The organism is Streptococcus porcinus, from assembly GCF_900475415.1.
Taxonomy (GTDB): Bacteria; Bacillota; Bacilli; order Lactobacillales; family Streptococcaceae; genus Streptococcus; species Streptococcus porcinus.
In genome coordinates this window covers 502,331-528,713 of sequence record NZ_LS483388.1, presented here as the reverse complement: position 1 = coordinate 528,713, position 26,383 = coordinate 502,331, and the positions used below count along the sequence as shown (strand labels likewise).

Annotated in this window: 25 protein-coding genes; 1 reads left to right on the top strand and 24 read right to left on the bottom strand. The window is 36.7% G+C overall.

The genetic code is table 11. From position 1 onward, the window contains the following. Window positions 1-3: 3 nt before the first annotated feature. The 11 genes from DQM45_RS02680 to DQM45_RS02630 form a co-directional block, all read right to left on the bottom strand. Window positions 4-675, bottom strand: coding sequence for a YggS family pyridoxal phosphate-dependent enzyme (locus DQM45_RS02680; protein ID WP_003083411.1), 672 nt, complete (start codon window positions 673-675; stop codon window positions 4-6). 8 nt (window positions 676-683) lie between these two features. Then, window positions 684-2,003 (bottom strand): cell division protein FtsZ, encoded by a 1,320-nt coding sequence (ftsZ, locus tag DQM45_RS02675; RefSeq protein WP_003084338.1) that lies wholly within the window; start codon window positions 2,001-2,003, stop codon window positions 684-686. Between the two features lie 53 nt (window positions 2,004-2,056). Then, on the bottom strand, window positions 2,057-3,424 hold the full coding sequence (ftsA, locus tag DQM45_RS02670) for a cell division protein FtsA (RefSeq protein ID WP_003082824.1): 1,368 nt from the start codon (window positions 3,422-3,424) through the stop codon (window positions 2,057-2,059). Between the two features lie 242 nt (window positions 3,425-3,666). Continuing rightward, window positions 3,667-4,833, bottom strand: coding sequence for a cell division protein FtsQ/DivIB (locus DQM45_RS02665; protein WP_003083141.1), 1,167 nt, complete (start codon window positions 4,831-4,833; stop codon window positions 3,667-3,669). Beyond that, window positions 4,834-5,916: a UDP-N-acetylglucosamine--N-acetylmuramyl-(pentapeptide) pyrophosphoryl-undecaprenol N-acetylglucosamine transferase gene (locus tag DQM45_RS02660; RefSeq protein WP_172601680.1), complete on the bottom strand. Its 1,083-nt coding sequence runs from the start codon at window positions 5,914-5,916 to the stop codon at window positions 4,834-4,836. Next, the gene (gene murD / locus DQM45_RS02655; protein ID WP_003083818.1) at window positions 5,910-7,268 is read right to left on the bottom strand and encodes a UDP-N-acetylmuramoyl-L-alanine--D-glutamate ligase; all 1,359 of its coding nucleotides are present in this window, start codon (window positions 7,266-7,268) and stop codon (window positions 5,910-5,912) included. The genes DQM45_RS02660 and murD overlap by 7 nt, the downstream gene beginning before the upstream one ends. Before the next feature lie 149 nt (window positions 7,269-7,417). Then, window positions 7,418-7,669: a DUF3165 family protein gene (locus DQM45_RS02650; protein WP_003083315.1), complete on the bottom strand. Its 252-nt coding sequence runs from the start codon at window positions 7,667-7,669 to the stop codon at window positions 7,418-7,420. Between the two features lie 143 nt (window positions 7,670-7,812). Next, window positions 7,813-9,654 (bottom strand): translational GTPase TypA, encoded by a 1,842-nt coding sequence (gene typA, locus DQM45_RS02645; RefSeq protein ID WP_093958893.1) that lies wholly within the window; start codon window positions 9,652-9,654, stop codon window positions 7,813-7,815. Between the two features lie 176 nt (window positions 9,655-9,830). Next, window positions 9,831-10,211: a rhodanese-like domain-containing protein gene (locus DQM45_RS02640; RefSeq protein WP_003085975.1), complete on the bottom strand. Its 381-nt coding sequence runs from the start codon at window positions 10,209-10,211 to the stop codon at window positions 9,831-9,833. 9 nt (window positions 10,212-10,220) lie between these two features. Next, the gene (locus DQM45_RS02635; protein WP_003084940.1) at window positions 10,221-11,192 is read right to left on the bottom strand and encodes an ROK family glucokinase; all 972 of its coding nucleotides are present in this window, start codon (window positions 11,190-11,192) and stop codon (window positions 10,221-10,223) included. Beyond that, on the bottom strand, window positions 11,189-11,401 hold the full coding sequence (locus DQM45_RS02630; protein WP_003086077.1) for a YqgQ family protein: 213 nt from the start codon (window positions 11,399-11,401) through the stop codon (window positions 11,189-11,191). Before DQM45_RS02630 ends, DQM45_RS02635 begins: the two co-directional genes overlap by 4 nt. 103 nt (window positions 11,402-11,504) lie before the next feature. Here DQM45_RS02630 and DQM45_RS02625 point away from each other — a divergent pair, with 103 nt between their 5' ends. Continuing rightward, on the top strand, window positions 11,505-12,152 hold the full coding sequence (locus DQM45_RS02625; RefSeq protein ID WP_003083529.1) for a prepilin peptidase: 648 nt from the start codon (window positions 11,505-11,507) through the stop codon (window positions 12,150-12,152). A 32-nt stretch (window positions 12,153-12,184) separates the two neighbouring features. Here the strand turns inward: DQM45_RS02625 and DQM45_RS02620 are convergent, their stop codons facing one another. The 13 genes from DQM45_RS02620 to rhaD form a co-directional block, all read right to left on the bottom strand. Then, a complete protein-coding gene (locus DQM45_RS02620; RefSeq protein WP_003085580.1) occupies window positions 12,185-13,930 on the bottom strand; it encodes an ABC transporter ATP-binding protein in 1,746 nt (581 codons plus the stop codon). Then, window positions 13,923-15,665 (bottom strand): ABC transporter ATP-binding protein, encoded by a 1,743-nt coding sequence (locus tag DQM45_RS02615; RefSeq protein WP_003083079.1) that lies wholly within the window; start codon window positions 15,663-15,665, stop codon window positions 13,923-13,925. Before DQM45_RS02615 ends, DQM45_RS02620 begins: the two co-directional genes overlap by 8 nt. Window positions 15,666-15,743: 78 nt before the next feature. Continuing rightward, window positions 15,744-16,253 carry a VanZ family protein gene (locus DQM45_RS02610; protein WP_003083170.1) on the bottom strand — a complete coding sequence of 170 codons (510 nt, stop codon included), beginning with the start codon at window positions 16,251-16,253 and terminating at the stop codon, window positions 15,744-15,746. A 3-nt stretch (window positions 16,254-16,256) separates the two neighbouring features. Next, complete coding sequence (gene rlmN, locus DQM45_RS02605; RefSeq protein WP_003082655.1) at window positions 16,257-17,339, bottom strand: 23S rRNA (adenine(2503)-C(2))-methyltransferase RlmN; 1,083 nt, start codon at window positions 17,337-17,339, stop codon at window positions 16,257-16,259. Window positions 17,340-17,342: 3 nt separating this feature from the next. Beyond that, the gene (locus DQM45_RS02600) at window positions 17,343-17,957 is read right to left on the bottom strand and encodes a YutD family protein (RefSeq protein ID WP_003084763.1); all 615 of its coding nucleotides are present in this window, start codon (window positions 17,955-17,957) and stop codon (window positions 17,343-17,345) included. After that, complete coding sequence (locus tag DQM45_RS02595; RefSeq protein WP_003083594.1) at window positions 17,954-19,309, bottom strand: bifunctional metallophosphatase/5'-nucleotidase; 1,356 nt, start codon at window positions 19,307-19,309, stop codon at window positions 17,954-17,956. The genes DQM45_RS02600 and DQM45_RS02595 overlap by 4 nt, the downstream gene beginning before the upstream one ends. 167 nt (window positions 19,310-19,476) lie before the next feature. Then, window positions 19,477-20,445, bottom strand: coding sequence for a substrate-binding domain-containing protein (locus DQM45_RS02590; RefSeq protein ID WP_003085781.1), 969 nt, complete (start codon window positions 20,443-20,445; stop codon window positions 19,477-19,479). Window positions 20,446-20,485: 40 nt separating this feature from the next. Next, complete coding sequence (locus DQM45_RS02585; protein ID WP_003085430.1) at window positions 20,486-21,430, bottom strand: ABC transporter permease subunit; 945 nt, start codon at window positions 21,428-21,430, stop codon at window positions 20,486-20,488. 2 nt (window positions 21,431-21,432) lie between these two features. Beyond that, entirely contained in the window at window positions 21,433-22,911 is a 1,479-nt protein-coding gene (locus DQM45_RS02580) for a sugar ABC transporter ATP-binding protein (RefSeq protein ID WP_003083796.1), read from the bottom strand. Between the two features lie 15 nt (window positions 22,912-22,926). Then, window positions 22,927-23,325, bottom strand: coding sequence for a D-ribose pyranase (gene rbsD / locus DQM45_RS02575; RefSeq protein WP_003083104.1), 399 nt, complete (start codon window positions 23,323-23,325; stop codon window positions 22,927-22,929). Continuing rightward, entirely contained in the window at window positions 23,300-24,211 is a 912-nt protein-coding gene (rbsK, locus tag DQM45_RS02570) for a ribokinase (protein ID WP_003084616.1), read from the bottom strand. Before rbsK ends, rbsD begins: the two co-directional genes overlap by 26 nt. After that, complete coding sequence (locus DQM45_RS02565) at window positions 24,204-25,187, bottom strand: LacI family DNA-binding transcriptional regulator (RefSeq protein WP_003083314.1); 984 nt, start codon at window positions 25,185-25,187, stop codon at window positions 24,204-24,206. The genes rbsK and DQM45_RS02565 overlap by 8 nt, the downstream gene beginning before the upstream one ends. Before the next feature lie 198 nt (window positions 25,188-25,385). Further along, window positions 25,386-26,219: a rhamnulose-1-phosphate aldolase gene (gene rhaD / locus DQM45_RS02560; protein ID WP_003083745.1), complete on the bottom strand. Its 834-nt coding sequence runs from the start codon at window positions 26,217-26,219 to the stop codon at window positions 25,386-25,388. Window positions 26,220-26,383: the final 164 nt, after the last annotated feature.

Here is a 26,383-nt window from a genome sequence, read left to right as displayed (position 1 = left end):
CCATTACTTAAAGAAAGAAGTTCCAATACGCACGAAAGTTGCACCGTGCTGAATAGCGATTTCATAATCATTACTCATTCCCATGCTTAACTCCGTAAAGGGCATATTCTTTCTGTCCTGTTGTTGCAATTCTTGTCTTAATTGTTTGGCCTGTTCAAAAATGTCATGAATGATTTCTGAATCTGCATCTAGTGGAGCCATGGTCATCAATCCAACCAAACGAATCTTGTTCAACTCAGCAATCTGCGGAAGAACTAAATTCACTTCATCAGGAGAGAAACCATGTTTACTTTTTTCACCAGAAATATTAACTTGCAAAAAGCAATTAATAGGGTGATCAGCACGCTTTTGAATTTCTTTAGCCAAGTTTAGAGAGTCCAAAGCGTGAAAGTAGTCAACACGATTAATGACATCTTTTACTTTACGTCTTTGGAGACTGCCAATGAGATGCCAAGTAACATCTCGATCCTTTAAAGCGTCGTATTTTTCTAAAAATTTATCCACACGATTTTCTGCTAGATGCTTTACTCCATTATCAAGTAAAGCACTTGCAGTAGAAATATCTACATGTTTGGTAACAGCTACTACCTTTACACTTTCCTCTAAACGGTCAGCTGCAATACATGCTTTATGGACTTGTTCAAAAATAGTTTTTTTATTTTGTTCAAGATTCATTGATTAGTTTAACGATTTTTAAAGAATGGTGGTGTTTCTAATTCATCATCATCGGACTCATTAACTGAGAATGTTGACATATTTAACTGTTTATCAAGCTCACTTTCAGTAGGTCGCTCAATATTGTCACGTCTCAAATCCCAATTTCCAAAGGCTGACCCTTGATTTTGACTTGGATTCATTTTGGGGCTATTAGAATGTGTTCTTGGCATCTCACGCGTTTCTGCCATGTCAAAATTTGTTTGACGTTCAAAACTTGGTTGAGCAGCTTGATGCGTTTGCTCACTTGCATATTGAGCACCAGCTTTTTGAGCACTTCCTTGATTAAAAGTACGAGGTTGAGAGCGGAAACCAGAAACTTGTTCAGCTTTATCTTGACGAACACCTGTAGCAACTACTGTCACTCTAATTTCGTCATTCATACTATCATCAATTGATGTTCCTAACCAAATATTAACACCATTCCCAGCAGCCTGCCCCACAATCTCGGAAGCTTCCTCAGCTTCTGTTAAGGTCATATCAAGGCCTCCAGTAACATTAACGATGACATCCTCAGCACCGTCTATTGTTGTTTCCAATAATGGTGAGTAGATAGCTTTACGAGCTGCTTCAACAATGCGTTCTTCTCCAGTTCCAATACCAATTCCCATCAAGGCATTGCCTTTATTAGCCATCACTGTCTTAACATCAGCAAAGTCTAAATTAATTAAGCCTGGACTAGTAATTAAATCTGTAATACCTTGGACACCTTGTCGTAAAACGTTATCAGCTTCACTAAGTGCTTCTAATAGCGGAGTTTTCTTATCAACAATTTCAAGTAAATTATTGTTGGAAATAATGAGTAGTGTATCAACTTGCTCACGCAATTCTTGAATACCCTCAATAGCAAAGTTGCCACGTTTATTTCCTTCAAAACCGAATGGACGAGTAACAACAGCCACAGTCAAAGCACCTAGACTTTTAGCAATCCGAGCGATAACTGGAGCAGCACCCGTACCAGATCCGCCTCCCATACCGGCTGTGATGAAGACCATATCTGCGCCAGTTAGTGCTTCTGTTAACGTTTCTTCACTTTCTTCTGCAGCCTTACGACCTACCTCAGGTTGTCCTCCCGCACCAAGACCACGAGTTAACTTAGGTCCTAATTGAATTACAGTTTCAGCCTTAGACGAACTTAAGGCTTGGATATCAGTGTTAGCAGCGATGAATTCAACACCAGCAACGCCTTCATCAATCATACGATTGATAGCGTTACCGCCACCGCCTCCAACACCGATTACTTTAATGATAGCACCTTGAATTGATGCTGTATCGAATGAAAATGCCATTTTTAATCCTCACTTTATTACTATCTTTTAAACACAATTATTTCATAAAATAACTAGTCAAACATACTTCCAAAAATACCACGAACCCGTTCGCCTAAGCCAGGTTTTGGCTCAGCTGATGCTTGTTTGTCAATATCAACAGGTGCATCATGTTGCGAACTGTTATAATTAGCCGTCTGTGCATTTCTAGGCTCATTATAGGGTGGTATATAAGGTTCTTGACCATTAAAATCAATTGGTTTTCTACGCAACAATTCTTCACCAGTAACTGCACCTTGTGCTAAAACATCAACTTCTGACATTTTACCAACATATTCGACTAAACTAATGACATTAGCAAACATTGGATTACGGATACCAACTTGATTAGGAACGTGTAGTTTAACATTAGTTCCAAAGATTTCCTGAGCAATATCAACTACTCCTGGAACAATTGCTCCACCACCGATTAGCACAATCCCACCAGGTAATTCTAAAAGACGGCCACGGTCTAAATCCTGTTTAACACGGTCTAAAATGTGACGGATACGCGCTGAGATAATTTCAGATAGATAGCGTTCAGTGACCTCCACAGGCTCATCGCTGCCTACAACATCCACCTTAACCGTTTCAGTCAAACTTGCTTCGTTGACATTTGCTTGACCGAAGTTAAATTTCAAAGCTTCAGCGATAGACATGGATGTTTTTAAAACTTTTGAAATATCCTTGGTAATGTAGTCTCCACCCTCAGAATAAATATTAGTGTATTGCAATTCTTGGGCGCGCATTGAGGCAACCGTAGTTTGGCCGCCACCCATATCAATAACAGTAGCACCAAATTCACGCTCACCTTCATTTAAAACTGATCTAGCCATTGCAAGAGGAGTGATAATGATATTTTCGACTTTAATCCCCGCACGTTCGACCGTTTTACGTAAGTTGTGCAAGATAGTACTTGGACCAGTATAAATCAACCCACGCATCTCTAAGCGAATCCCCATCATACCACGTGGATCACGAATCCCTTGGAAACCATCTACAATGAATTCCTCTGGAACTAAAGAAATAACTTCACGTTCAGGCGTAATACTTTTAGTTAAAGCAGATTTAACAACACTATCGACATCTTCATCTTTTATTTCTTTTGATTCGCTTGGTACTGGTATCATACCTTGTGTCGGTTCAATTTGTAGAAGATTTGCTGGAAGACCAACATTAATCTTATCAATAGCCATTCCTGCTTTTTCTTCTGCTTGCTCAACTGCTGTTTTAATGGCTACTGCAGCAGCTTCAATATCAATAATTATTCCATCTTTTACGCCTGTACTAGGGACATTGCTAACACCGATAACATTCATTTCACCTGAAATAAACTCTGCAACAAGTACTTTAATCGAGCTAGTTCCTATATCCAAACCAGTAAAAAAGCCATTTCTAGCCATTCACTTGACCTCGCTATCTTTCCAAACTTTTACTATTCTAAAATCTGTTAAAAACAGAATTATTCAGTGGATATTATACCATAAAAAAACGTAAAATGTTATTATTTTACGCATTTTGTTATATAAACTTAATCTTTTTTGTCAATTTAATCAGATTATTGAAAAGCTATTTTCACAACTATTTTCATGACAATTTACACTTGATTTCTATGCTATTTCTAAAAACAAAGACAGTCTTATTTTTACTGAGCTGGTACAGGAGCAACTGCCTCAGGACTAGGATTTGCCTCAGGTTGAGACTCAGAAGGTTGTGGAGTATTTGTAGGATTAGCTGGTTGATTGGTCGATGAGCTTGTTTGATCACTAGCATTTGTCCCATCAGAAGTTTCTACTTTTTGTTCAGGATTATCCTTTTTCTCATCCTTAACATCTGCTTCTTTAGCCTCGATATCACTAGTTGTCGAGTAGATACCTACTTCCATGTCAACAATAGTTTTACCCTCTAATTTTTTCTGAATTTTAAGATAGTAAGGCATTTTTTTCAGTAATTGTGATTGCGGGACTCTAATTGTATTTCCGTCCTGCATTTCAATAGTTAATAAGTCTGCTGTTGAATTTGAGTTGGCTAAAGAAATGGATTTAATCATTTTAACTAAGTCCTCTGGTAATTTTGCCAAAGCCTTAACCAAATACTGAATATCTTTTTCTTTAGTTAAATTGATAATTAAAAAATTTTTAGGTAACTGACTTTTATTTACGATTGTGACACGGCGCCCATTTTCAAGGATTGGCTGAAAACCATTATCAACTTGAGCATAAGCAATAATGCGATACTCTTTAACATCGAATACAAAATGATTAGGAAGCTGATAATGAATCGAAACATCCTTAACCCAAGGATTACTAGTTTTAACAGCATTCGCATGCTTTGCTGATGATAAAAATACCGATAGAAAATATTCTGATGGTTTAATTTGACTTTGATTTACGAGTTCTACCAAGCTGGTATGGTCATTACCTTTTGAAGCAAATGTTTTTAATTTGCTATAAGGTGACAAGAAAAAGACTGAAGTAGCCAAAACCAAAAAACTTACTAAAAGAACAGGTGATGCCTTAATCAAGGCCTTTTGTCTTTTCGTTTTTTCTTTTTTAACTTTAGGTATAACTTCTTCCTTAACGTCATCTTCATCCTTTGCACTATCAGTATCGGATGTGCCATCAGTATCTATTTCTTCATCATTACTCTTTGATTGTAACTGAGCTTTTTTCTCACTAAGTAACTTTTCTTTAAGCTTACGCTCCTCCTCAGCTTGACTCTTCTTTTTTTCTATGAATTCAATATTTCGCTTTTGCCATTCCGTCAAAACAAGAGGTTCCTTTTCAGGACTCGTTTTTTTCTCTTTCACCATTTAATCTTCCTTAATTTTTGAGTTGAGATCAGTCACTAACATATCATAAAATCTATCAGGAGGTGTGATTTCTTGCGATGTTGACATGGCCTTCACAAAAGAATCTCTATGCGCTATTAGGTAATCAATCTCCTGTCTTAATTTTTCGAAACTTAAATCGCTTTCCTTGATCTGACGAGAATACCCCTTTTTAACGAAATAGTCGGCGTTTTCTATCTGATCTCCACGGCTAGCTTCTTTTCCTAAAGGAACGATCACATGAAGTTTTCGCATAGCTAACAATTCAAATAATGTATTGGAGCCACCCCGCGTAACAACAATGTCCGCTAATGACATTAATGGTTGGTAGAGATCTGTTACGTAGTCTACTCGATAAAGATTCTTTTCAATTGTATTCAAGGAGGTATCACCACTAATATTAATAACATTAAAATGTTCGGTCAAAGCTGGCGTCTGAGTAATCATCTGATTAAAAACCTTAGCTCCTGCAGAACCTCCTATAAACAAGAGCGTTTTTAGTGACGGATCAAAATACGCTTTTATTTTTTTACATTCATCAGAGTCATATGTTGGAAGCTCTCTTACTTTTGTGACAGCCCCAATATGTTTAGCATTTTTTAGATGAGTGCCTGGTTCAAATGTCGTGTACATCGTTGTTGCAAATTTTGAAGCAATTTTATTGGCTAGGCCCATTGAAATATCTGACTCATGTATAAAGACAGGAAGTCCTAGTAATTTAGCTGCGATAACAGGTGGCACAGAAACAAAGCCACCCTTTGAAAAAACAGCTTTGGGTCTTACTTTCGAGATGATAATAAGCGATTGGAAAAGTCCAACACCAACTTTAAAGACATCAATAAGATTCTGCCAAGAAAAATAGCGTCGTAATTTCCCAGTTTTAATGCTATGAAAAGTAACTGCTAAACCTGACTTTTGTACCTCTTTGTATTCAATTCCATTTTTATCCCCAATATAATGAACTTCCCAACCGTCTTTAATAAAATAAGGCATTAAGATAAGATTTAGAGTCACATGACCAACTGTCCCCCCACCTGTAAAAATAATTCTTTTAGGCATTAGAATTCTCCTTTTAAGTCTTCAATGGTCTTTAAAAACTCATCTCCACGAACTTCAAAATTAGGGTACATATCCCAGCTTGCATTAGCGGGACTAAGTAAAATGATATCACCTGCATTAGCTCCTTTAAAAGCAAGTCTTGTCGCGTCAGCCACATCTTTAGCACTGCTATAAGAAACTTCCGCCATTTCTGCTGCTAGTTTCATTTTATCAGTAGTTTCACCTATGAGAATCATCTTTTTAATGCCTTTGATATCTGGTACTAGTTCGTCAAAGCTATTTCCACGATCAAGTCCACCTGCAATTAAGATAAGATTTTTCTTATTAAAACCTGAAAGCGCCTTTTGACAAGCTAATATATTTGTTGATTTACTGTCATTATAAAAGGTAATATCCTGCAATTGTCCCGCATATTGAAGACGATGTTTAACTCCACCAAAATGCTTCAATGTATCTGAAATAACAGGATTTGCAATATGGGAAAGCTTAGCAACAACAATCGTCGCTAAAGCATTTTCCACGTTATGGAGACCTGGCACTCCAATACTTGAAGCTTCCATGATAAAATCACCATTATAGTAGAGTTTACCACCTTTCAGATATGCACCTTCAACTTCTTTTTTAGTTGAAAAATAAAGGACCTTCGCTTTGGTTTTTGATGCTAATGTACTGGTTAATTCTTGGTCAGCGTTTAAAATCACATAATCTTCTTCGGTCATTCGCTGTTGAATATTCCATTTAGCTGCCACATACTCTTCTAAGCTTCCATGGTAGTCAAGATGTGTAGGCATTAGATTAGTAATCAAGGCTATCTGTGGATGGAAGGCTTTAACTCCCATCAATTGGAAAGAAGATAGTTCCATCACAAGTCTATCCTTAGCCTCTGCCTTAAGAGCAACTTCTGAAGCAGGATAACCAATATTTCCAGCTAAGAGAGCTGATTGACCGCCATGGTTTAAAACATCTGCAATCATTGTGGTGGTCGTAGTTTTACCATTAGAACCTGTAATAGCAATAATAGGTGCTTCTGAGACTAAATAAGCTAATTCAACCTCAGTTAAGACGGGGATTCCCTTAGCAAGAGCTTTTTCAACCATAGGATTTGAATAAGGTATCCCTGGATTTTTAATCATCAACTCGAAGTCTTCATCTAATAAGGCTAACGGGTGACTACCGCAAACCACCTTAATTCCAAGTTCTAAAAGGGCTTGAGCAGCAGGGTTTTCTTCAAATACTTTCCCGTCATTAACGGTCACTAAAGCACCAAGATTCGTCAACAAACGCGCTGCCGCTTCGCCTGACTTTGCTAATCCAAGCACGAGTACTTTTTTATTTTCAAAATTTGTAATTTTTTTCATCTTTTCACACTTCGTCCATTCTAACACTTTATCATTTTACCTTTATTTTCCAGCTTTTTCAAGGCACAGCCCCGTCCGATAACGATTGAAAGCCAGTTGCTAATGTATTGCTAATTTGCTAAAAAAGCTAAACTCTCAGAGTTTAGCCTTTAATCATTTTTATTTTTAGTTGGCATTCGTAAAATATCACGTAATGCAAAAAAACTTACTGCAATCATGGCTATTACAACAAATACTTCAGGGGGGGATTCCAATATTTTAATCAAGCTCATTCCAGCTAGCACAATTAAAAGTGCTACCAAAGCGACCAAGCCTATCATTGATAAGGTATTTTTGATACTTTTGGGTGCCATAAAGATATAATAGGAAACAATTAATATAGCAATAATTAAATAGAACAAAGCTATCCTCTTTTCTAAAAATGTCTTATTAATATCTGATGGTATCTGGGATACAAAAAGATTTTTAAAAAGATAAGCTTTTTAAAAATCTTTAATTGTTTTAATGGACATGCTTACTCAGCAGATTTTTTCTTTTTACTTGCTTACTCAGCAGATTTTTTCTTTTTACTTGCTTTGTCACGCGCTGCTTTATTAAGAATTTGTTTACGAAGACGAATAGATTCTGGAGTGACTTCCATATACTCATCATCATTAAGGAATTCTAAAGATTCCTCTAAAGTTAGGATACGAGGCGTTTTAATAACAGAAGTTTGATCTTTATTAGCTGAACGAACATTAGTCATCTGTTTTGCTGTGGTAATATTGACACCTAGATCATTATCACGAGAATGTTCCCCGATAATCATTCCTTCATAAACTTCAGTTCCAGGATTAACAAAAATTGTTCCACGCTCTTCTACACGCATAATTGAATAGGTTGTCGCTTTTCCTTGATCAATCGAAACAAGAGCACCACGATGACGTCCTCCAATTTCACCACCCACGACTGGTAGATACTGATCAAAAGTATGGTTCATAATTCCGTAACCACGAGTCATTGAAAGAAATTCCGTAGAGTAACCAATCAAACCACGTGCAGGAATTAAGAAGATTAAGCGCGTTTGCCCGTTTCCGACCATTTGCATATCTAACATATCGCCTTTACGTTCTGAGAGTGATTGAATGATTGCCCCTTGATATTCTTCTGGAGTATCAATTTGCACGCGCTCAAATGGCTCACATTTAACACCATCAATTTCTTTGATGATAACTTCAGGACGAGATACTTGTAACTCATAGCCTTCACGACGCATTGTTTCAATAAGGATAGCCAAGTGAAGCTCACCACGACCAGAAACAGTCCATTTATCAGGTGAGTCAGTAGGATCGATACGAAGTGATACGTCTGTTTGTAATTCTGCTTGTAAACGTTCTTCAATCTTACGTGAAGTTACCCATTTACCTTCGCGACCAGCAAAAGGTGAATTGTTAACCAAGAAGGTCATTTGAAGAGTTGGTTCGTCAATCCTTAGAATTGGCAATGGTTCAATAGCATTCGTTGGAGTAATTGTTTCTCCAACGAAGATATCTTCCATACCTGAAACAGCAATCAAATCACCAGCTTTTGCTTCTTCAATTTCACGTCGCTCTAAACCAAAGAAACCAAAAAGTTTTGTAACACGGAAATTCTTAGTAGAGCCGTCTAATTTAGAAAGGGTAACATTATCGCCAACTTTGATAGTTCCACGGAAAACGCGACCGATACCAATACGACCAACAAAATCATTATAGTCTAATAATGATACTTGGAACTGTAAAGGCTCTTCAGAATTATCAACTGGTGCTGGAATATGATCAATGATTGTATCAAAGATTGGTGCCATGGTGTGTTCTTGATCAGCTGGATCATCAGAAAGTGAGGATGTTCCATTAATCGCTGATGCATACACAACTGGAAATTCCAATTGCTCATCATCTGCACCAAGTTCAATGAAAAGTTCCAATACTTCATCTACAACTTCAGCTGGTCGAGCGGAAGGTTTATCGATTTTATTAACAACTACAATAGGAACTAAGTCTTGTTCTAAGGCTTTTTTCAAAACAAAGCGTGTTTGTGGCATTGTTCCTTCATAGGCATCAACGACAAGAACGACCCCATCAACCATTTTCATGATACGCTCAACTTCACCACCGAAGTCCGCGTGCCCAGGTGTGTCCATGATGTTGATACGAACATCATTGTAAGCAACAGCTGTATTTTTAGCCAGAATGGTGATACCGCGCTCTTTTTCAATATCGTTTGAATCCATTGCACGCTCTTGAAGTTCTTTACGTTCATCAAGTGTGTGTGATTGTTTCAGCAATTCATCAACAAGTGTTGTTTTTCCGTGGTCAACGTGAGCGATGATGGCAACGTTACGGATATCATTTCTTAGTTCTGTCATTTTTTCCTCTTGTAGCATAATATTTTTTAACTAAACAAGTATAACACAAATTAATTGAAAAAACAGAAATTGTCTTGTTGTAAATGTTTTCAGTTCAGCTTTTGATTTTTCCATGAAAAAATTCAAGCGTCATAATACCAAAAAAAGCAAGTAGACAAACCTACTCACTTTATTTCTTATTTTGTTTTTCCATCCCAATAATCGAAACCATCCTTTAAAAGATAGAGGTTGGTATACCCAGCTTTTTTCAACTTACGAATAGCACTTGGAGCAAAACGATTTGTAACATTTTCATAAATTAGAATTGGTTTATCATGTCGCAATGATTTAATAGAAGCATCAAATTGTTGCCTAGGAAAATTACGTGCCCCTAAAATATGGCGTTTCCTAAAACTTACTGGATCTCGCAGGTCAATAATTTGACTATAATACATCATCTCTTTAAAGGTGCCATTATCAATTCGCTTAACCATGCGCTTAAAGGTAAGATAATTCCAAATAAAATAAACAGCCGTTCCAACTAATATAACCCAGCCTAAAATTGTAACTAACGACATCTTCTCCTCCTATTTTTTAGCTAATTGGTTAGCTAAGCTTGCAGCCCCAATGATACCAGCATCATTTCCCAATTCAGCAATCTTAATTTTTGTTGACGTTTTAACTTGTGGGAAAGCAAAAGTCAAAAAATATTTCTCAATACGTGAGCGTAAAAACTCACCTGCTGCTGATACTCCCCCACCAATAACAACTGAATCGGGATTAAGGATATTAGAAATATTTGCAGTTGCAAGTCCTAGATAAAAGCCTACTTTTTCAACAACTGAATTCGCAAACGAATCACTAGCTTCTGCCGCCATAAAAATATCTTTACTTGTTACCGCTTCACCATTATCAATAGCTGCTTTAATTGCCGAATCACCTTCATAAGATTCAGCAAGTAGACGTGCTACTTTAACAACACCTGTCGCCGAAGCTACGGTCTCTAAACAGCCATGTGAGCCACAGGTGCAAGCAAAACCATTTTCAGGTTCCACAATCATGTGACCAATTTCGCCCCCTGCACCAGCAATACCGTGAATAAGATTGCCATCAGCAATGATTCCACCTCCGACACCGGTTCCCAAAGTCATAAAAACAACATCAGGATTATTGTCGCCTGCACCTACCCAGCGTTCGCCAAGTGCTGCAACGTTTGCATCGTTGTCAATAGCAAAAGGGATTCCTAGCTCTTTTTCAATAACAGAACCTACTTCTTGCGTCTCTTTCCAGTTAAGGTTAAAAGCTCCAGTAACCGTATTGCGAACGCGATCAACTGCTCCTGGAGAACCCATTCCAATCCCAACAAAATCATCTTTACTTAAACCATAAAGGGCAAGACGATGCTTTAAAGAGGCAACAATATCAGGAACAATATGCTTACCATTTTCTAAAGTATTTGTCTCGATAGCCCACTTTTCTTGAACTTCTCCTTCTAAGGTTAAGATACCAAACTTGATCGTTGTCCCACCTAGATCAATACCGATTAATTTTTGACTCATTTTTTCTGTCCTTCTTTTTCTAATTCTAGCCTATGCTCACGACGCAAAATCAGTTCAGCATTTAAGTAATCATTTTTGTCCACTAAACCATTATCATAAATTCGTTTCAGTTCAATTTTCATCATTTCGATATCATAAAGCCGCTTACCGATATAGATATAAATACCAAAATTTTTCAATAATTGTTGCACATCATATAAGGTTTTCATATAAGTAGATTCTAGCAAATTATCAGACTTTTTTCAACATGATTAAGCAATCGCTTTCCTTTTTTTCTTTACTATTTTTCACTCTCTTTTCGAATAAATAGGTATGACCATACTACTTTATTTTTTCCTTGGAGCAAGCTTAGGCTCCTTTGTTGGACTAGTATTCGACAGGTTTCCTACAAAGTCTATTCTTTGGCCACCAAGTCATTGCCCACACTGTCAGAATCAACTAGGAGTTAAAGACTTGATACCAGTTTTATCATTTATAGTCAACAAGTGCCACTGTCGTTTTTGCAGAGTATCTATAAATCCGCTTTACATAATTCTAGAAGTCTTATATGGACTCCTATTTGTCTTCTATGCTTTAAAAGGCATCCTCAACCTGACAGATTTGAGCCTTACTTCCTTTTCTATTCTTCTTTCACTTTTTGATATCAAATCAAGATCCTACCCAATGCTCTTTTGGTTGATGGCCTATACTACAGCAGTAATGGTTTTGGGATTTAATCTTTTATCCTGCTTTTTTCTGACTTTAGCACTATTAGCAATTCTTTTCCCCCAGAAAATTGGTAGTGGTGACTTCTTTTATCTCTCCCTTTTAGCCTTGGCTTATCCTCTATCAACTGTTCTATGGATTATTCAGGGAGCGAGTCTCCTTGGAATTCTATATTGTCATTTCATGATGCAGAAATCTATTCCTTTTATTCCTTTTTTAACTCTAGCTCTGTTGATCCTCACACTTATAACATAAAAGCCTAGGATTTGAATCCTAGACTAGATTTTTTAGTTATTGGCCATCATCCCAGCTTGTAATTGATACATTCTGTAATAAGCGCCTTTTTTGCTTAAAAGTTCCTCGTGACTACCATTTTCGATAATAGTCCCTTTATCAAGCACATAGATACAATTAGCATCTTGAATGGTTGATAAGCGGTGGGCAATTGCAATAGTCGTTCGACCCTTACGCATTTTTGCTAATGAATTCTGAACGATTTGCTCCGTAGCAGAATCAATATTAGCTGTTGCTTCATCAAGAATCAATATTTTAGGTTGACTAGCAACGGTACGTGCAAATGCTAGAAGTTGACGCTGGCCCGTAGAAAAACTAGAACCGCGTTCTGTAACGGGAGCTTGATATTTTTCTGGTAATTTATCAATGAAATCATTAGCATCAACAAATTCAGCTGCTTCTTGAACAACTTGATCACTAATGTCTTGATACATTCTAATATTGGATGCAATAGTTCCATGATAAAGGAATGGATCTTGGAGAACTAACCCTATAGCTTTCCGTAATGCCTCAGGACTATATTTCCTAATATCCTGCCCATCAATTAAAATTTGCCCTTCAGAAAATTCATAAAAACGCATAAAAATATTAATAATAGAGGACTTGCCTGATCCTGTTGCACCAACAAAAGCAATCGTTTCTCCCTTATTAACTTTAAAGGAAATCTTATTTAAAACCTTATGTTGACCATCATAAGAAAAAGAAACCTGTTTAAATTCGATATTTCCTTGTTCAATTTTTTTAAGACTCGTATCTTGTGATGGCTCATATGCTACCTCATCAATAAGTTTAAAAACTCTTGATGCCGATACCATGGAAGTTTGAAGAGTGGAAAAATTTTGCGTAACCTCAATTAGAGGATCAAAAAGCCTATTGACATACTGAATAAAAGCATACATGATACCAGCTGTTAGACCACCATTCAAACCTTTGAAACCAAAATAAGTCATTAGAACAGCATAAGCCAATAATTTCAGCAAAGACATCGCAGGTCGCAAGAAAATACTGTCTAGAGCAACTGACTTATTAGCATAGACGACATGTTCTTTATTAATTAACTCAAATTCTGCTTTCAGACGCTCCTCCTGACCAAAAGCTTGAATAATACGAATACCCTCAATACTTTCGGCCAATTTCGTATTAATATCTGAAAGTAAACTTCTAGTTTTAGCAATCACGTCAACCGATTTTTTACGGTATAAGTTCACAAGAATAAATATAAAGGGCAAAAAAATTGCAACTAATGCCGTTAACTTAGTATCAAGCATCAACATTGTGTAGAGAGTAACTGTAAAAATAAAAATAGCTGAAACAAAGCTAGACAATAAACCTGAAAACATATCACTCACCGCTTCAGTATCATTTGTGATGCGGGAAACAATCGAACCTGCTGGCGTCTTATCAAAATAAGACATCCCAAGCTTTTCCATATTTGCAAAAGCATCTTTACGGATATCACGAACAATACTATAAGAAACTTTAGCAAAAAAAAGGTTCCCAAAATATTGAATGAAGCTTTGAAGAAGGTAAAGGCCATAATAACCAATCAGTATCACAAAAGCTGACTGATTAATAGCCTCTAAATAATGATCAATAAAATAAGAGGCCACTAATGGGATAAGACTTTTAATCACCGTTGTTAAAAGTAAGAGTCCTAGAGCCAGTACAGTAATCCATTTATAAGGTTTTAAATAAGATAATAATCTTTTAAAAACATGCCATTGACTATTATTAGACATTTTCTTGACCCTCCATCTCCATTTGTTGCGAAACGTAAGTCTTAGCATACCAGCCATTTTTTTGAATTAAATCCTCATGCCTGCCACGCTCAATAATACGCCCATTTTGCATGACTAAAATTAGGTCTGCATGAACTATTGCACTCAAACGGTGAGCTGTTATAATAGTGGTCTTATGACGTCTTGTCTCTTTTAAGTTTTCAATAATAGCATGCTCAGTTTTAGCATCAACTGCCGATAGAGAATCATCTAAAATTAGAATTTCTGGATTCAAAACCATTGCTCGACTCATAGCTAATCGTTGCTTTTGCCCACCAGAAAGAGATACGCCCTTTTCACCAATGAGAGTATTGAAGCCTTCTGGCATATCCATAATATCATCATAAACTTGGGATAGCTTAGTTGATGCAACTACTTCTTCTTCTGGTAAATCTGTGTTACCAAAACGAACATTCTCTAAAATAGTTGTGGCAAAAAGAAACTGATCTTGAGGGACATAGCCTATTAAATGACGGATATCTTCTAGACGATAATCTTCAATATTATAGCCATTCAATGAAATTGAACCCTCTGTCACATTATATTCTCTCAACAATAACTTGATTAAGCTCGTTTTCCCCGAACCCGTTTGCCCAACAAGCCCTAATGTTTGACCTTTTTCAAGGACAAAGTGAATGTCTTTCAAGGTTGTCTCATTCTCATACTGGAAGGCTGCAATATTGTATATTAAAGTTCCATTAGCAACTTTCTTTACTGGATTCTTAGGATCTTGAACATCGGATTTTTGATCCAGCAAAACGCTAATTCTATCATAAGAAACTGACCCTCTTTGAATCATATTAAATAAAAAGCCAACGGCCATCAGTGGCCAAACTAGCATATCTAAATATGTAATAAATGTGACTAAACTTCCTATGGTAATTTGATGTTCTTTTATCATATAAGCCCCAACTAAAAGAGTAAGAACATAGGAGGCTCCAATGAATAATAACACTAGAGGATCAAACATGACATCATAAGTCATAGTTTTAATATTTTTTTGAAAAGTCTTTTGATTAATGTCTTGAAAAGCTGCTAGCTCCTGGCTCTGATAACCAAAGGACTTAGTCACTTTTATTCCGGACACACTTTCTTGAACTTTATTATTAAGATCGGAGAAAGCTGCTTGCGATTCGCCAAAAGCTTTATGAGTCTTGCGTCCTAAACGACTAGTAGCATAAGCCATAAATGGTAATGGTAGTACAGCAATCAACGTCATCTGCCAAGAAATACTTAAAAACATGGTCACTAAGGTCACAACAGCTGTAATTGATGCATCCACAGCTGACATAACTCCTCCCCCTGCAAGACGAGTCAAAGAATTAATATCATTGGTCGCGTGAGCCATAAGATCACCAGTTCGGTATTTTTGATAAAAAGATGGGGACATTTGAGTAAAATGTTCAAAGAGCCGAAACCGCATAATGCGTCCAAGTCGATAAGAAGTTCCAAAAATGCAGATACGCCATATATAACGTAAGAAATACATGGCTAGCGCTGATAGAATTAACCAACAGAGTTGCCATAACAATTGGTTTTTAGTCAAATGTCCACTTGTAATTCCATCAATAACAGATCCCATTATTTTAGGCGGAATCAAATTTAGAAATGCCACTACACTTAGGGCAAGTATCCCGATAAGATAGGGATACTTTTCTTGTTTAAAAAACCACCACAGGTGCTTGATGATTGACATATCTCTCCTTTCAAATTTAAATTGTCACTCAATTTCATAATGATTAGCTAAAAAAAGTCTCTCCCAACTGGAGAGATTTCAATCTCTTTTGATGACTTGTTTACGTATCAAAAGGTAGGTTAGGTAAGCCAGCAAGGCTCCTAATGTATTCGTCCATAAATCATCAATCTCAAAAACACGATTAGCATTAATGACCAAGTCCAAGAACAATTGACTAGTTTCAATAAATAAACTTATACTAAATCCCAACAGAAGACTTTTCCTATAGCTCTGCCATTTACTTGAAATAAGATGGATAAAAAGAACTAAAGGATAAAGTAACAAAATGTTTAAGGCGTTTTGGCAAAAAATCCAGACGAGTTGCGTAAGTGAGTTTACCTGATTTAAACTAATAATAGAATTAAAGGGTACCAAGAGAAGGCGCAAGCGACCAAGATACAAGATATTTGGTGTTCCCATATCATTAAAGAGTCCTGGACTAGGAGTAAAACACATCACACCAACAGCCAAAACGTAGATCACTAGAAGAATTCCGATAGTATAGAGTAACGGCTTGGACAAGCGAAGTGGATTATCAATCCAAGACATCTATTATTCTACTTTCGCCACTGCTTTTTGGCGATCCTTTTTCATTGTATTTGATCGTAACTGTCCACAAGCTGCATCAATATCAGTGCCATGTTCTTGTCTGACAACACAATTTACACCATTCTTTTTCAAAACATCATAGAAGGCTTCAACACGTGCTTTGGGACTTCGACTATACTGATCATGCTCTGAAACTGGATTATATGGAATAAGATTGACATAGGATAACTTACGGATATTCTTCGTTAAAGCAGCTAGTTCTTTTGCTTGTTCCACCCCATCATTTACCTCGTTTAACATAATGTACTCGAAAGTAACTCGACGGTTAGTGGTTTCAATATAATATTCAATGGCAGCAAAAAGTTTTTCCAAAGGAAATGACCGATTGATGCGCATGATGCTTGAGCGTAACTCATTATTTGGTGCATGTAATGATACCGCCAAGTTAACTTGGACACCTTCATTCGCGAATTCCCGAATCTTGTGCGCCAGTCCAGAAGTCGATACTGTGATATGACGCGCACCAATTGCGAGACCATTGTCATCATTTATAGTTCTTAGAAAGGTCATGACATTCTTATAGTTGTCAAAAGGTTCTCCGATGCCCATAACAACAACATGGCTGACGCGCTCATCTTGCCCACGCTCATCAAAGTATTTTTGGACCAGCATAATTTGTGCTGTAATTTCACCACTATTCAGATCTCTTTGCTTCTTTATCAACCCGCTAGCGCAGAAAGTACACCCAATATTACAGCCAACTTGAGTCGTCACACAAACTGAATGTCCGTAGTGTTGACGCATGAGAACAGTTTCGATTAACATGCCATCTGGTAACTCAAAGAGATATTTGACAGTCCCATCAGCTGACTCTTGAACAATCCGTTGTTTTAGAGGATTAAGGCAAAATTGTTCATTTAAGAGTGAAATAAAATCTTTAGAAATATTGGTCATCTCTTCAAAAGATTGAACACGTTTCTTATAAAGCCAATCCCAAATTTGAGTCGCTCTAAATCTCTTTTGCCCATTTGCAATTGCCCAATCTATGAGTTCATCACGGGTTAAGCTATAAATTGATGGTTTCATGGATTACTTATCCTTCTTTCTGATAATAAAATGGTCATTAGAAGCTTCACGTGCTCTGGTTTGTTTAGAATCATTTTTCTTTGAATGTGTTTTAACAGAATCTTTACGTTTTCGACCTGACACTTTTTGAAAAGTTTTTTCTTTCTCAATCACTTTTTCTTTAGATTTAGGTCTAGCTTTGACATTTTCTTTAACTGTCGTTCTTTTCCGATTGTTTGAACGATGATTCTTTCGACGGCGAGGACTTCTTTCCTCTTCATATTTAATCTCAACAGGTTGACTGTTTCCTAAAACAAAATAAGCACAACCAAAATTACAAAATTCTTTAATATAATCTTCTAGTCGCGAAATCCGATTAGATTTTTTTACCTCATTGGAATCTTTATAAAAGCCTTTTAACCGTAACTGTTCGTTACCCCAATCACCAACAATGTAGTCATATTTAAGTAAAATCTCTGTAAAACGCTGACTAAATGCCGTAGCATTAAAGGCATCTTTCTCATTCTCTATGAGGGAAAATTCCAATTGATCACTTTTGACTATTTTGTCAAAAGCAATAAATTCTGGCCCTGGAAATTTATTGTAATTGTACATTTCAGGGGAAATCTCTTTTTTCATCGGGCTCCTTTCGTATATCTCTCACTTCTTTTTATGAGGTACTTTTCAACAACTTCTCTCAGTAAATCCGGAAACAATAATTCTGCTTCTGATTCCTTTACACTTGGAAAATAAGAGGCAAAATAATATTGATCTACTAGGACCAAACTAATATTGTCCGACTTATCCATAACTTTACCATTATACACTATTTTTTCGTTTTTGTAAGTAAAGCCATCACTATATAGTTGCCCAAAACATTTCCCTCGAAAGCCCATACCTCTTATTTCCTGATTTTTCAATAATGCTTCTTTACTATAAATATCATGACAAATTCTTTGGAAAGTTTCACCATTCAATTGCAACCTGACCAAGCGCATTTGATGAGGCAAGGCAGCATGTAACTGCTCTGCTGTCAAAAAACTATCGAATGTTTTCAACAAAAGGCCTGAATTGATAATACAAGTTTCTGCCTTAGCATAATCTTTCATCGCTGACATGATCAAGGTAAGAGAATCCTCAAAATTCAAGCGATGACTTATTTTGCAAATTTTTCTTTGCTCTAGAAGTCTTTTCCCTTCCTTGATAAGTCCCTTAATAAAGTCTTGATCTTTTTTCTGACTAGCAAAATGACTGGTTTCATGAGCAATCATTTCAATAGCTGAAATCTTGCGATTATCAATACTAAGATTAATTTCCCCCACATATTGTCCGTACTTACCAGCTGCCGCCATGTATGTTCCATTTAAACAGACTCCATCTTCAAAAACATGATGCGTATGGGCCCCAATAATTAAATCAAGACCAGTCACTTCTTTGGTAATAGCCTCGTCAATCCGAATTCCCAAATGACTAAGTAAAATACGAATATCCGCTGATGCTACTTCTGGAAGCTCTAAATCCCTTTTCAGACTTTCAATAGGATTTTCAATCTGCCAGCCATTGGGTTGATAGGTTTTATAATAAGGAAAAGTATAAGCTAACAACGCAATTTTGCTACCTGCCTTTGTTTGATGAATATGATAGGGCTTGGACCATTTAGGTCTCCCATACTCATCGGTCATATTACCAAGAATGACTGTGAAATTCGCATCATCATAGACCTGATTGAGAGCATCTTTACTTAGGCCAATTCCTTCGTTATTTCCAATAGTAGCATACTGTATCCCCAATTGATTCATTAACTGAACATTTGCTTTTCCTTGTGTGGCCTCTGTCAAAGGATGACTTAAATCAATATTGTCACCAATATCAACCTTGATGACTTCTGCACTTGTTTTTGATGCTTCAGCAAAAAAACGCTCTATTTTAGGGTAAGCTTCAAAATGAGAATGTAAGTCATTCAGATGTAAGATTCGAATGGATTCTACCATAGAACTACCTTTCTGTCTCCTCTAATCAGTTTTGCAGAGCTATCGTCTTAAACTAATCATAGTATAGCATGTTTCTTCTTTGTTTTCTGACTTTTGATTTTCTTTCAAGCTTTGCCATTTTAAAATTCCAAAGTAAAAAGGAACATTGAAATGTTCCTTCTCAAAAATTACCAGTTGTATTTATCAACATTATCTTTAGTTACTAAATAGATTGGCGATACTGTTTTTGCTTCAACTTTTTTTCCTTGATAGTGATCAATAGCTGCTTGAATTGCAATTTCTCCCATTTTTGCAGGCTGTTGGGCAATTGTAGCGGTCAAATCACCTTTTTTAATAGCTTCATGGGCGTCTGGCTGACCATCAATTCCCACAATTACCACATTTTTTAAGCTAGCGGACTTAACGGCTTGTGCTGCACCTAGAGCCATCTCATCATTTTGTGCAAAGATAACTTGAACATCCTTATGACCTTGAATCATATTTTGCGCTGTATTCAATGCTTTAGCGCGGTCAAAATTTGCTGACTGACTAGATAAAATATCTAATTTTTCTTTCGCAACTTTATTAAAACCATTACCACGGTCTACAGTTGCTGAAGCACCCGGAACACCTGAAAGTTCAAAAGCTTTTGCTTTTTCACCTAACTCTTTAACAACAAATTCAGCAGCCATTTTCCCAGCCTCTACGTTGTCGGAAGCAACCGTTGTGAGAACTTTACCACCTTCACTGCCGCGGTCAATTAAAATAACAGGAATATTAGCAGAGTTAGCAGCTTTAATTGAAGTAACAACAGCTTTTGAATCAACTGGGTTAATTAGAATTGCATCAACATTTTGGCTAACAAAGTTTTGAATATCATCTGCTTGGCGTGCTGCATCATCTTGAGCATCCGCAACTTTAACACTAACTTTCTTGCTTCCTGCATACTTATCAATACCATCTTTCATAGCAACAAAGTACGGATTGTTAGTTGTAGAGATTGAAATACCTAGTTTCAAATCTTTAGCTGCTTTTTTAGTGACTTCTTTTGAACTTGAGTCAGAAGAATTACCTAAGCCTGTTTTCCCACAAGCCCCTAGCACGAGAACCATTGATAATAATAGGGCTAAAAAGCCAAGTTTTTTTCCAAATTTCATGTGAAACTCCTTTTTATTTTTTATTCTTTTCTATAAATAGCTAAGCTTTTGCTACCTTGAAGCGGTCAAGTAAGACTGCTATCAGAATAACAATACCTTTTACTACCTGTTGCCAAAAGGCTGAAACACCAATAATGTTTAAACCATTATTAAGTACCCCGATAATTAGTGCCCCAATTAAGGTTCCGATAATTCGACCCTTACCACCTGAAAGCGACGTTCCTCCTAAGACAACAGCTGCGATGGCATCCATCTCATAACTGGTCCCTGCGGTGGGTTGGGCAGAACTTAAACGTGACGTAATAATCAAACCTGACATAGCAGCCATCATACCAGAAATGGTATAAATAATAATTTTTACTTTATTGAGCTTAACACCTGAGATATACGCTGCTTTTTCATTCCCTCCCAGCGCGTATACGGATTTCCCAAAGGCAGTTTTATGTAAAAGAACATACAAGATAAGAAAAATAAGAAACATCAATACTACTGGAAATGGTATGCCAAATAGGTAACCTTGACCAATAAACTGGAAAAGAAAGCTATCTGATAGACCTCCTGTGATCGGATTCCCATTAGTATAAACAAGAGTTGCTCCCCGAAAAATGGTCATTGTTGCTAAAGTCACGATAAAGGGGGCTAGTTTTCCATAAGAGATGAACAAGCCATTCAACATACCAAAAATCCCCCCCAGTACTAGAGCCATAAGCACTGCTATGCCTACGGGAATCCCCTTCGCTATCATACCCGCTGTTAGAGCACTTGACAGGGCTAATATTGACCCAACTGACAAATCGATACCACCTGTTAAGATGACAAAGGTCATCCCAAATGCAATAAAGCCATTGGCAGTAACTTGCAACAATAAGTTAAGCAAATTGTTTGTTGTTAAAAAGTTTGGATTAATCATCGTAATAACAACCATCAATCCTACCAGCGCTACCAGAGTCGTCAACTCTGATATATAATTCATTACTTTTTTCACCCTTATTCTCCTCCTGTTGCTAGTTGCATGACTTTTTCTTGACTTGCTTCTTCTTTAGTTAATTGTCCAGTAATACGACCCTCATGCATGACAATAATGCGATCACTGACACCCAGAACTTCTGGTAAATCTGAAGACACCATGATGATTGGAACACCTCTTTCAGCAAGTTCATTCATAAGTTGATAAATTTCCCTTTTAGCACCTACATCAACACCTCGTGTTGGCTCATCTAAAATCAAAACCTTAGGAGCAATTCCAATCCACTTGGCTAGGACAACCTTCTGCTGATTTCCGCCTGATAAGTTTCCAACTGGTAATTGTGGACTACCAGATTTAATCCGGAAACGGTCAATCAATTGTTGGCTAAAAGTACGACTTGTTTTTTCATCAAATAGCCCATTTTTAACAAATTCTTTAGAACTTGGTAGAGTCATATTATCTTTTATTGAAAAATCAAGGATTAAACCTTCATCTTTGCGATCTTCTGTCAGAAATCCAATTCCTTTTGCAATGGCTTGTGCTGGATTATTAATTGTTACTTCTTGCCCATTGATCAAAATAGCACCTGATTCTTTTTTATCCAAACCAAAGATGCTACGCATAACTTCTGTTCGTCCTGCTCCCATCAAACCTGAGAATCCGAGAATCTCTCCTTTTCTAACAGCAAAGGAAACATTTTTAAATGCTTGACTGTTCAGGTCTTTAACCTCAAAGGCAATATCTCCAATTTCAGCATTTTTTTGAGGATAAAAATCATTAAGTTCACGTCCAACCATCTTACGTACGAGCTCATGAGGGTTAGTTTTAACTGTTTCAACTGTATCAACAACAATACCATCACGCATAACAGTCACTAAATCTGTAATTTTAAAAATTTCTTCCATGCGATGAGAAATGTAAATAATGCCTACACCTTCTTGTTTTAAACTCCTAATAACTCGGAAGAGATTTTCTGTTTCACGATCCGTCAAAGCAGCTGTCGGCTCATCCATAATAAGAATTGATACTTTTGTTAGTAAACATTTGGCAATTTCAATCATTTGTTGTTGACCAACAGATAACTGACCAATAGCTTTGTTCAATGGAATCTTAACACCTAATCGCTCAAAAGCTTCATTTGCTTTGATTCGCATAGCTTTTTGGTCTAACAGACCCAATTTTGTTTTTAATTCTCGACCAAGAAAAAGATTTTCCAGAACCGTCATTTCTGACCAAGTATTCATCTCTTGATGAATAAACGAAATTCCAAATTTTTCTGCCTCTTGTGGGTTAGCAAAGGTTTTTTCATGATGATCAATAAAAATTTGACCTGACGTTGCAGGGAATAGCCCAGTCAAAATATTCATTAAAGTTGATTTTCCAGCACCATTTTCTCCCATTAATGCATGAATCTGACCCGATTCTATCACTAAATCAATCTTTTCTAAAACCTTATTATTTCCAAATGATTTGGAAATATCCCTCATTTCAACTTTCATGATGAGAGTTCCTTTCTAAATGGTTACACCTGACTGTAAGATAATATTGGAATAAGGCGTGTTTTCTCCGGTTCGAATAATTGCCTTGACCCCTTTGTTCAAGAGCTTTAGCTCCTCATGGCTGACATATTCGACTTCAACCCCACCATCTAACTTTGCTAACACAGTCTCTAGCTGTTCTGGATTAATGCTTTTGATTTCTTCTGCTAGGATAATTTTTTCAACCTTAATATGCTCCAAATAGATATCCAACACTTCCTGAAAACTCGGATAACCCGGTTTAAGGGCTAAATCAATTTTAGCGACACCTTCTGGCACGGGTAAACCTAAATCGCCAATGCAAACACGATCCGTATGTCCCAAATCTGCAGCCAATTTGGCCAAATCACTATTCAAAATCCCATCTTTCAACATATTCTGGATGTCCTTTCATATCTTCTATCGTTGGCATACCACCTTGCGCTCCAAATTTTTGAACAGAGAGATGTGCTGCTAAAGTTGCAAATTTTAAAGCATCTGTGATACTAAGTTGTTTTGTTATGGCTAAGCCAAAAGCACCGTTAAAGGTGTCACCCGCTCCAGTCGTATCCACAGCATCTGTTTTTATAGCAGGAATCACCTGAGTTTCTTGACCATCAAAATATGTTGCTCCCTGTTTACCCAAGGTAACAATTAATTTGTTAGGATAGTTTTGCAAAGCTTCTGATAGCTCTTGATCTGGAAACAAGGCCTGGCATTCATGTTGATTTGGAGTTAGAAAATCAACAAAAGGTATCATTTCTGAATCCGTTTCTCTAGCTGGTGCGGGGTTATAAAGAACCTTTACCCCCTTTTGATGACAATAATGAACAATTGCCATATTCGCCTGATGTGGAATCTCATTTTGTAAGATAACAAGATCAGCTTCTGCTATCAGCTGCCACTCCTCAGACCAGTTCGAAGTAGCTACTAGTCCGTTTGCACCTGGGCAATAGATAATTCGATTATCATGATTAAAGAGTGTAATTTGAGCAATTCCAGAAGAAGATGAGATCGTTCCCACATGGTTTACACGTAAATGATTAGCTTTGAGATTTTCTAAAAGAATTGGACCAAATGAGTCATTTCCCACCGCCCCTAACACTGAAATTTGATCACTTGGTGATGAGAGTCGGCCGACAGCTACCGCCTGATTAGCTCCTTTTCCACCAGGAACCATTGAGAAAGATTCTCCAAAGACGGTTTCACCCTCTTTTGCGATGCGATTTGTCATCATGACTAAATCCATTGAGATACTTCCAATTATGACAATTTTACTCATATTTCCTCCTAACTGTTTCTCGTTCAACATAATGAACCGGTAATTTAATGCGTTCTTCTTCTATGGGCAAATGATTGGCAATTTTATAAACTAGCTCTGCAGCATTGTAACCCATCCGATAAGAAGCTTGATGAATAGTTGATAATGAGGGATAAATAAACTGACTCATTAAAATATCATCATATCCTATAACTTGCACTTCATCAGGAATGCGTCTACCACGTGAATGTAATTCGTGAATATATGCAATAGCATGGATATCAGATGGTGCGATAATACTATCAATTCCTACAAACTGATCTAAATAATGTTTTGCTTCTGATTGAATATCATCAAAGTCAAAGCTTTTACTATCACAAATATGAACGTCAACTTTCTTACTAGTCAAGAAAGTTAAACTAGCTTTGAAACGTTCATTTATATTGTCAGCTAAATCCAATGGTCCTCTTATTAGTAAAACTTTATTAGTACCAGCCTTCCAAATAACTTCAGCTGCTAGGTAACCCCCAGCCTGGCTATCTGAAAAAACGCCATAGCGACTATCTTTATCGACACGGTCCACTACTACAACAGGAATATCAATTTCAGGATGATCCTTTGTGAAATCATGTGTGGTAATAATGCCAGCTGCTCTATTTTGTAATAAAACATTCAGGTATTCCTCTTCTAATGTTTTACTGTCCGAAATATTACCTAACATCACACGGTAACCTTTTTCTTTTAAATAAACTTCTGCCCCTCGTGCTAAACGTGGAAAAAAAGGATTTGAAATATCTGGTAATAGCAAACCAACTAATTGATTCCTGTTGGTTTTTAAGGATTGAGCAATGACGTTAGGGCTATAATGCAATTTGGTAATTGCTTCTTTTATTTTTTCTCTAGCAGCATCTGAAACATACCCATTTTTCGAAATATAGCGCGATACTGTTGATTTTGAAACACCAGCTTCTTCAGCAACTTCTTTAATGGTTGGCATCAAATACTCCTTCCTTTTTCAATTGTGGAATCGTTCTCACAAAAATATTGTAACCGTTTTCTATATGTGTGTCAACTGTTTTTGATAATTTATCTGAGTAAACTTATTAATTATTTTGTCAAGTTTTGTCTTTATTTTACTAAATTTCTATAATTGAAAAACTTCTAGGTTTATCTAGAAGTTTCTTAATATATTTTATTAATCATCTAAATAAGTAGCCTTTATTTCAAGAGCTTGGCAAATGTCTTTTAAATTGTTAAAGCTTAAGATATTGCATTCTGATAGTGGCTTTTGGCTAATTTTTTGTAAATTGAGAGCTAACTTAGCTGCTTTGTCAGCTGTTTCAATTAAACCAAAACAATCTTGATAATCTCTTCCTGTTGATAGGACACCATGCTTAGCCCACACAACAAGGCGTTGTCTTGCTAATTCTCTTGCTGTGTCTATGCCAATTTGTTTTGTCCCTGGCACTTCCCACGGTAATACGGCGATGCCATCTGGAAAAACAATAATTGATTCTGTTAACACAGACCATAAATCCAATGTTAGACTGCGACTGTTAACGTCATTTAATAGTGAATAAAGCACTAGATTAGTTGCATGATTATGGACGACAACTCTTTGCTTGTCATCTTGCTCCAAGCGAGCGGAGTGAGCGAGAATATGCATAAAAATTTCACTTGTTGGACGTTTTCCATCGTTAAAACCTGCAATTTTGATATAACCTTTTTTTGTTAATCGGATAATTCCAGAATCATTTGCTGGCTGATTTTTGAGATGACGGAAATGACTCCAAGAGGCGGAGATCAGCAAGTATTGATCTTGCATATTCTGGGGAATATCCATGACCTCAACTTCCACCTCATCATGGTAAGTGACATAATCTGTAAGTGCTAAATCTTCGCTCAAATTAGCTACTTCTGATTCTTTTAAACGATAACTGACATTTCCTCCATTATACTCATCCCAACCTTTTTTCCACATGTCATAAGTTAAAGTGATTAAACCATCAATATAATCTGGATACTTCATGTAAACTTCCTTTCTTTTGAGTTTCTTATTCTGAAGCTTCGCCTTCTATTTTGATAACTAAGTATAAGCTTGTGACTAAGTTACCCGATAAACTCAATGCTAGCGCAGCATAATATCAGGTCAATAAGCTATGGTGAATAAAACAATAAGACCATGCTTTTTTA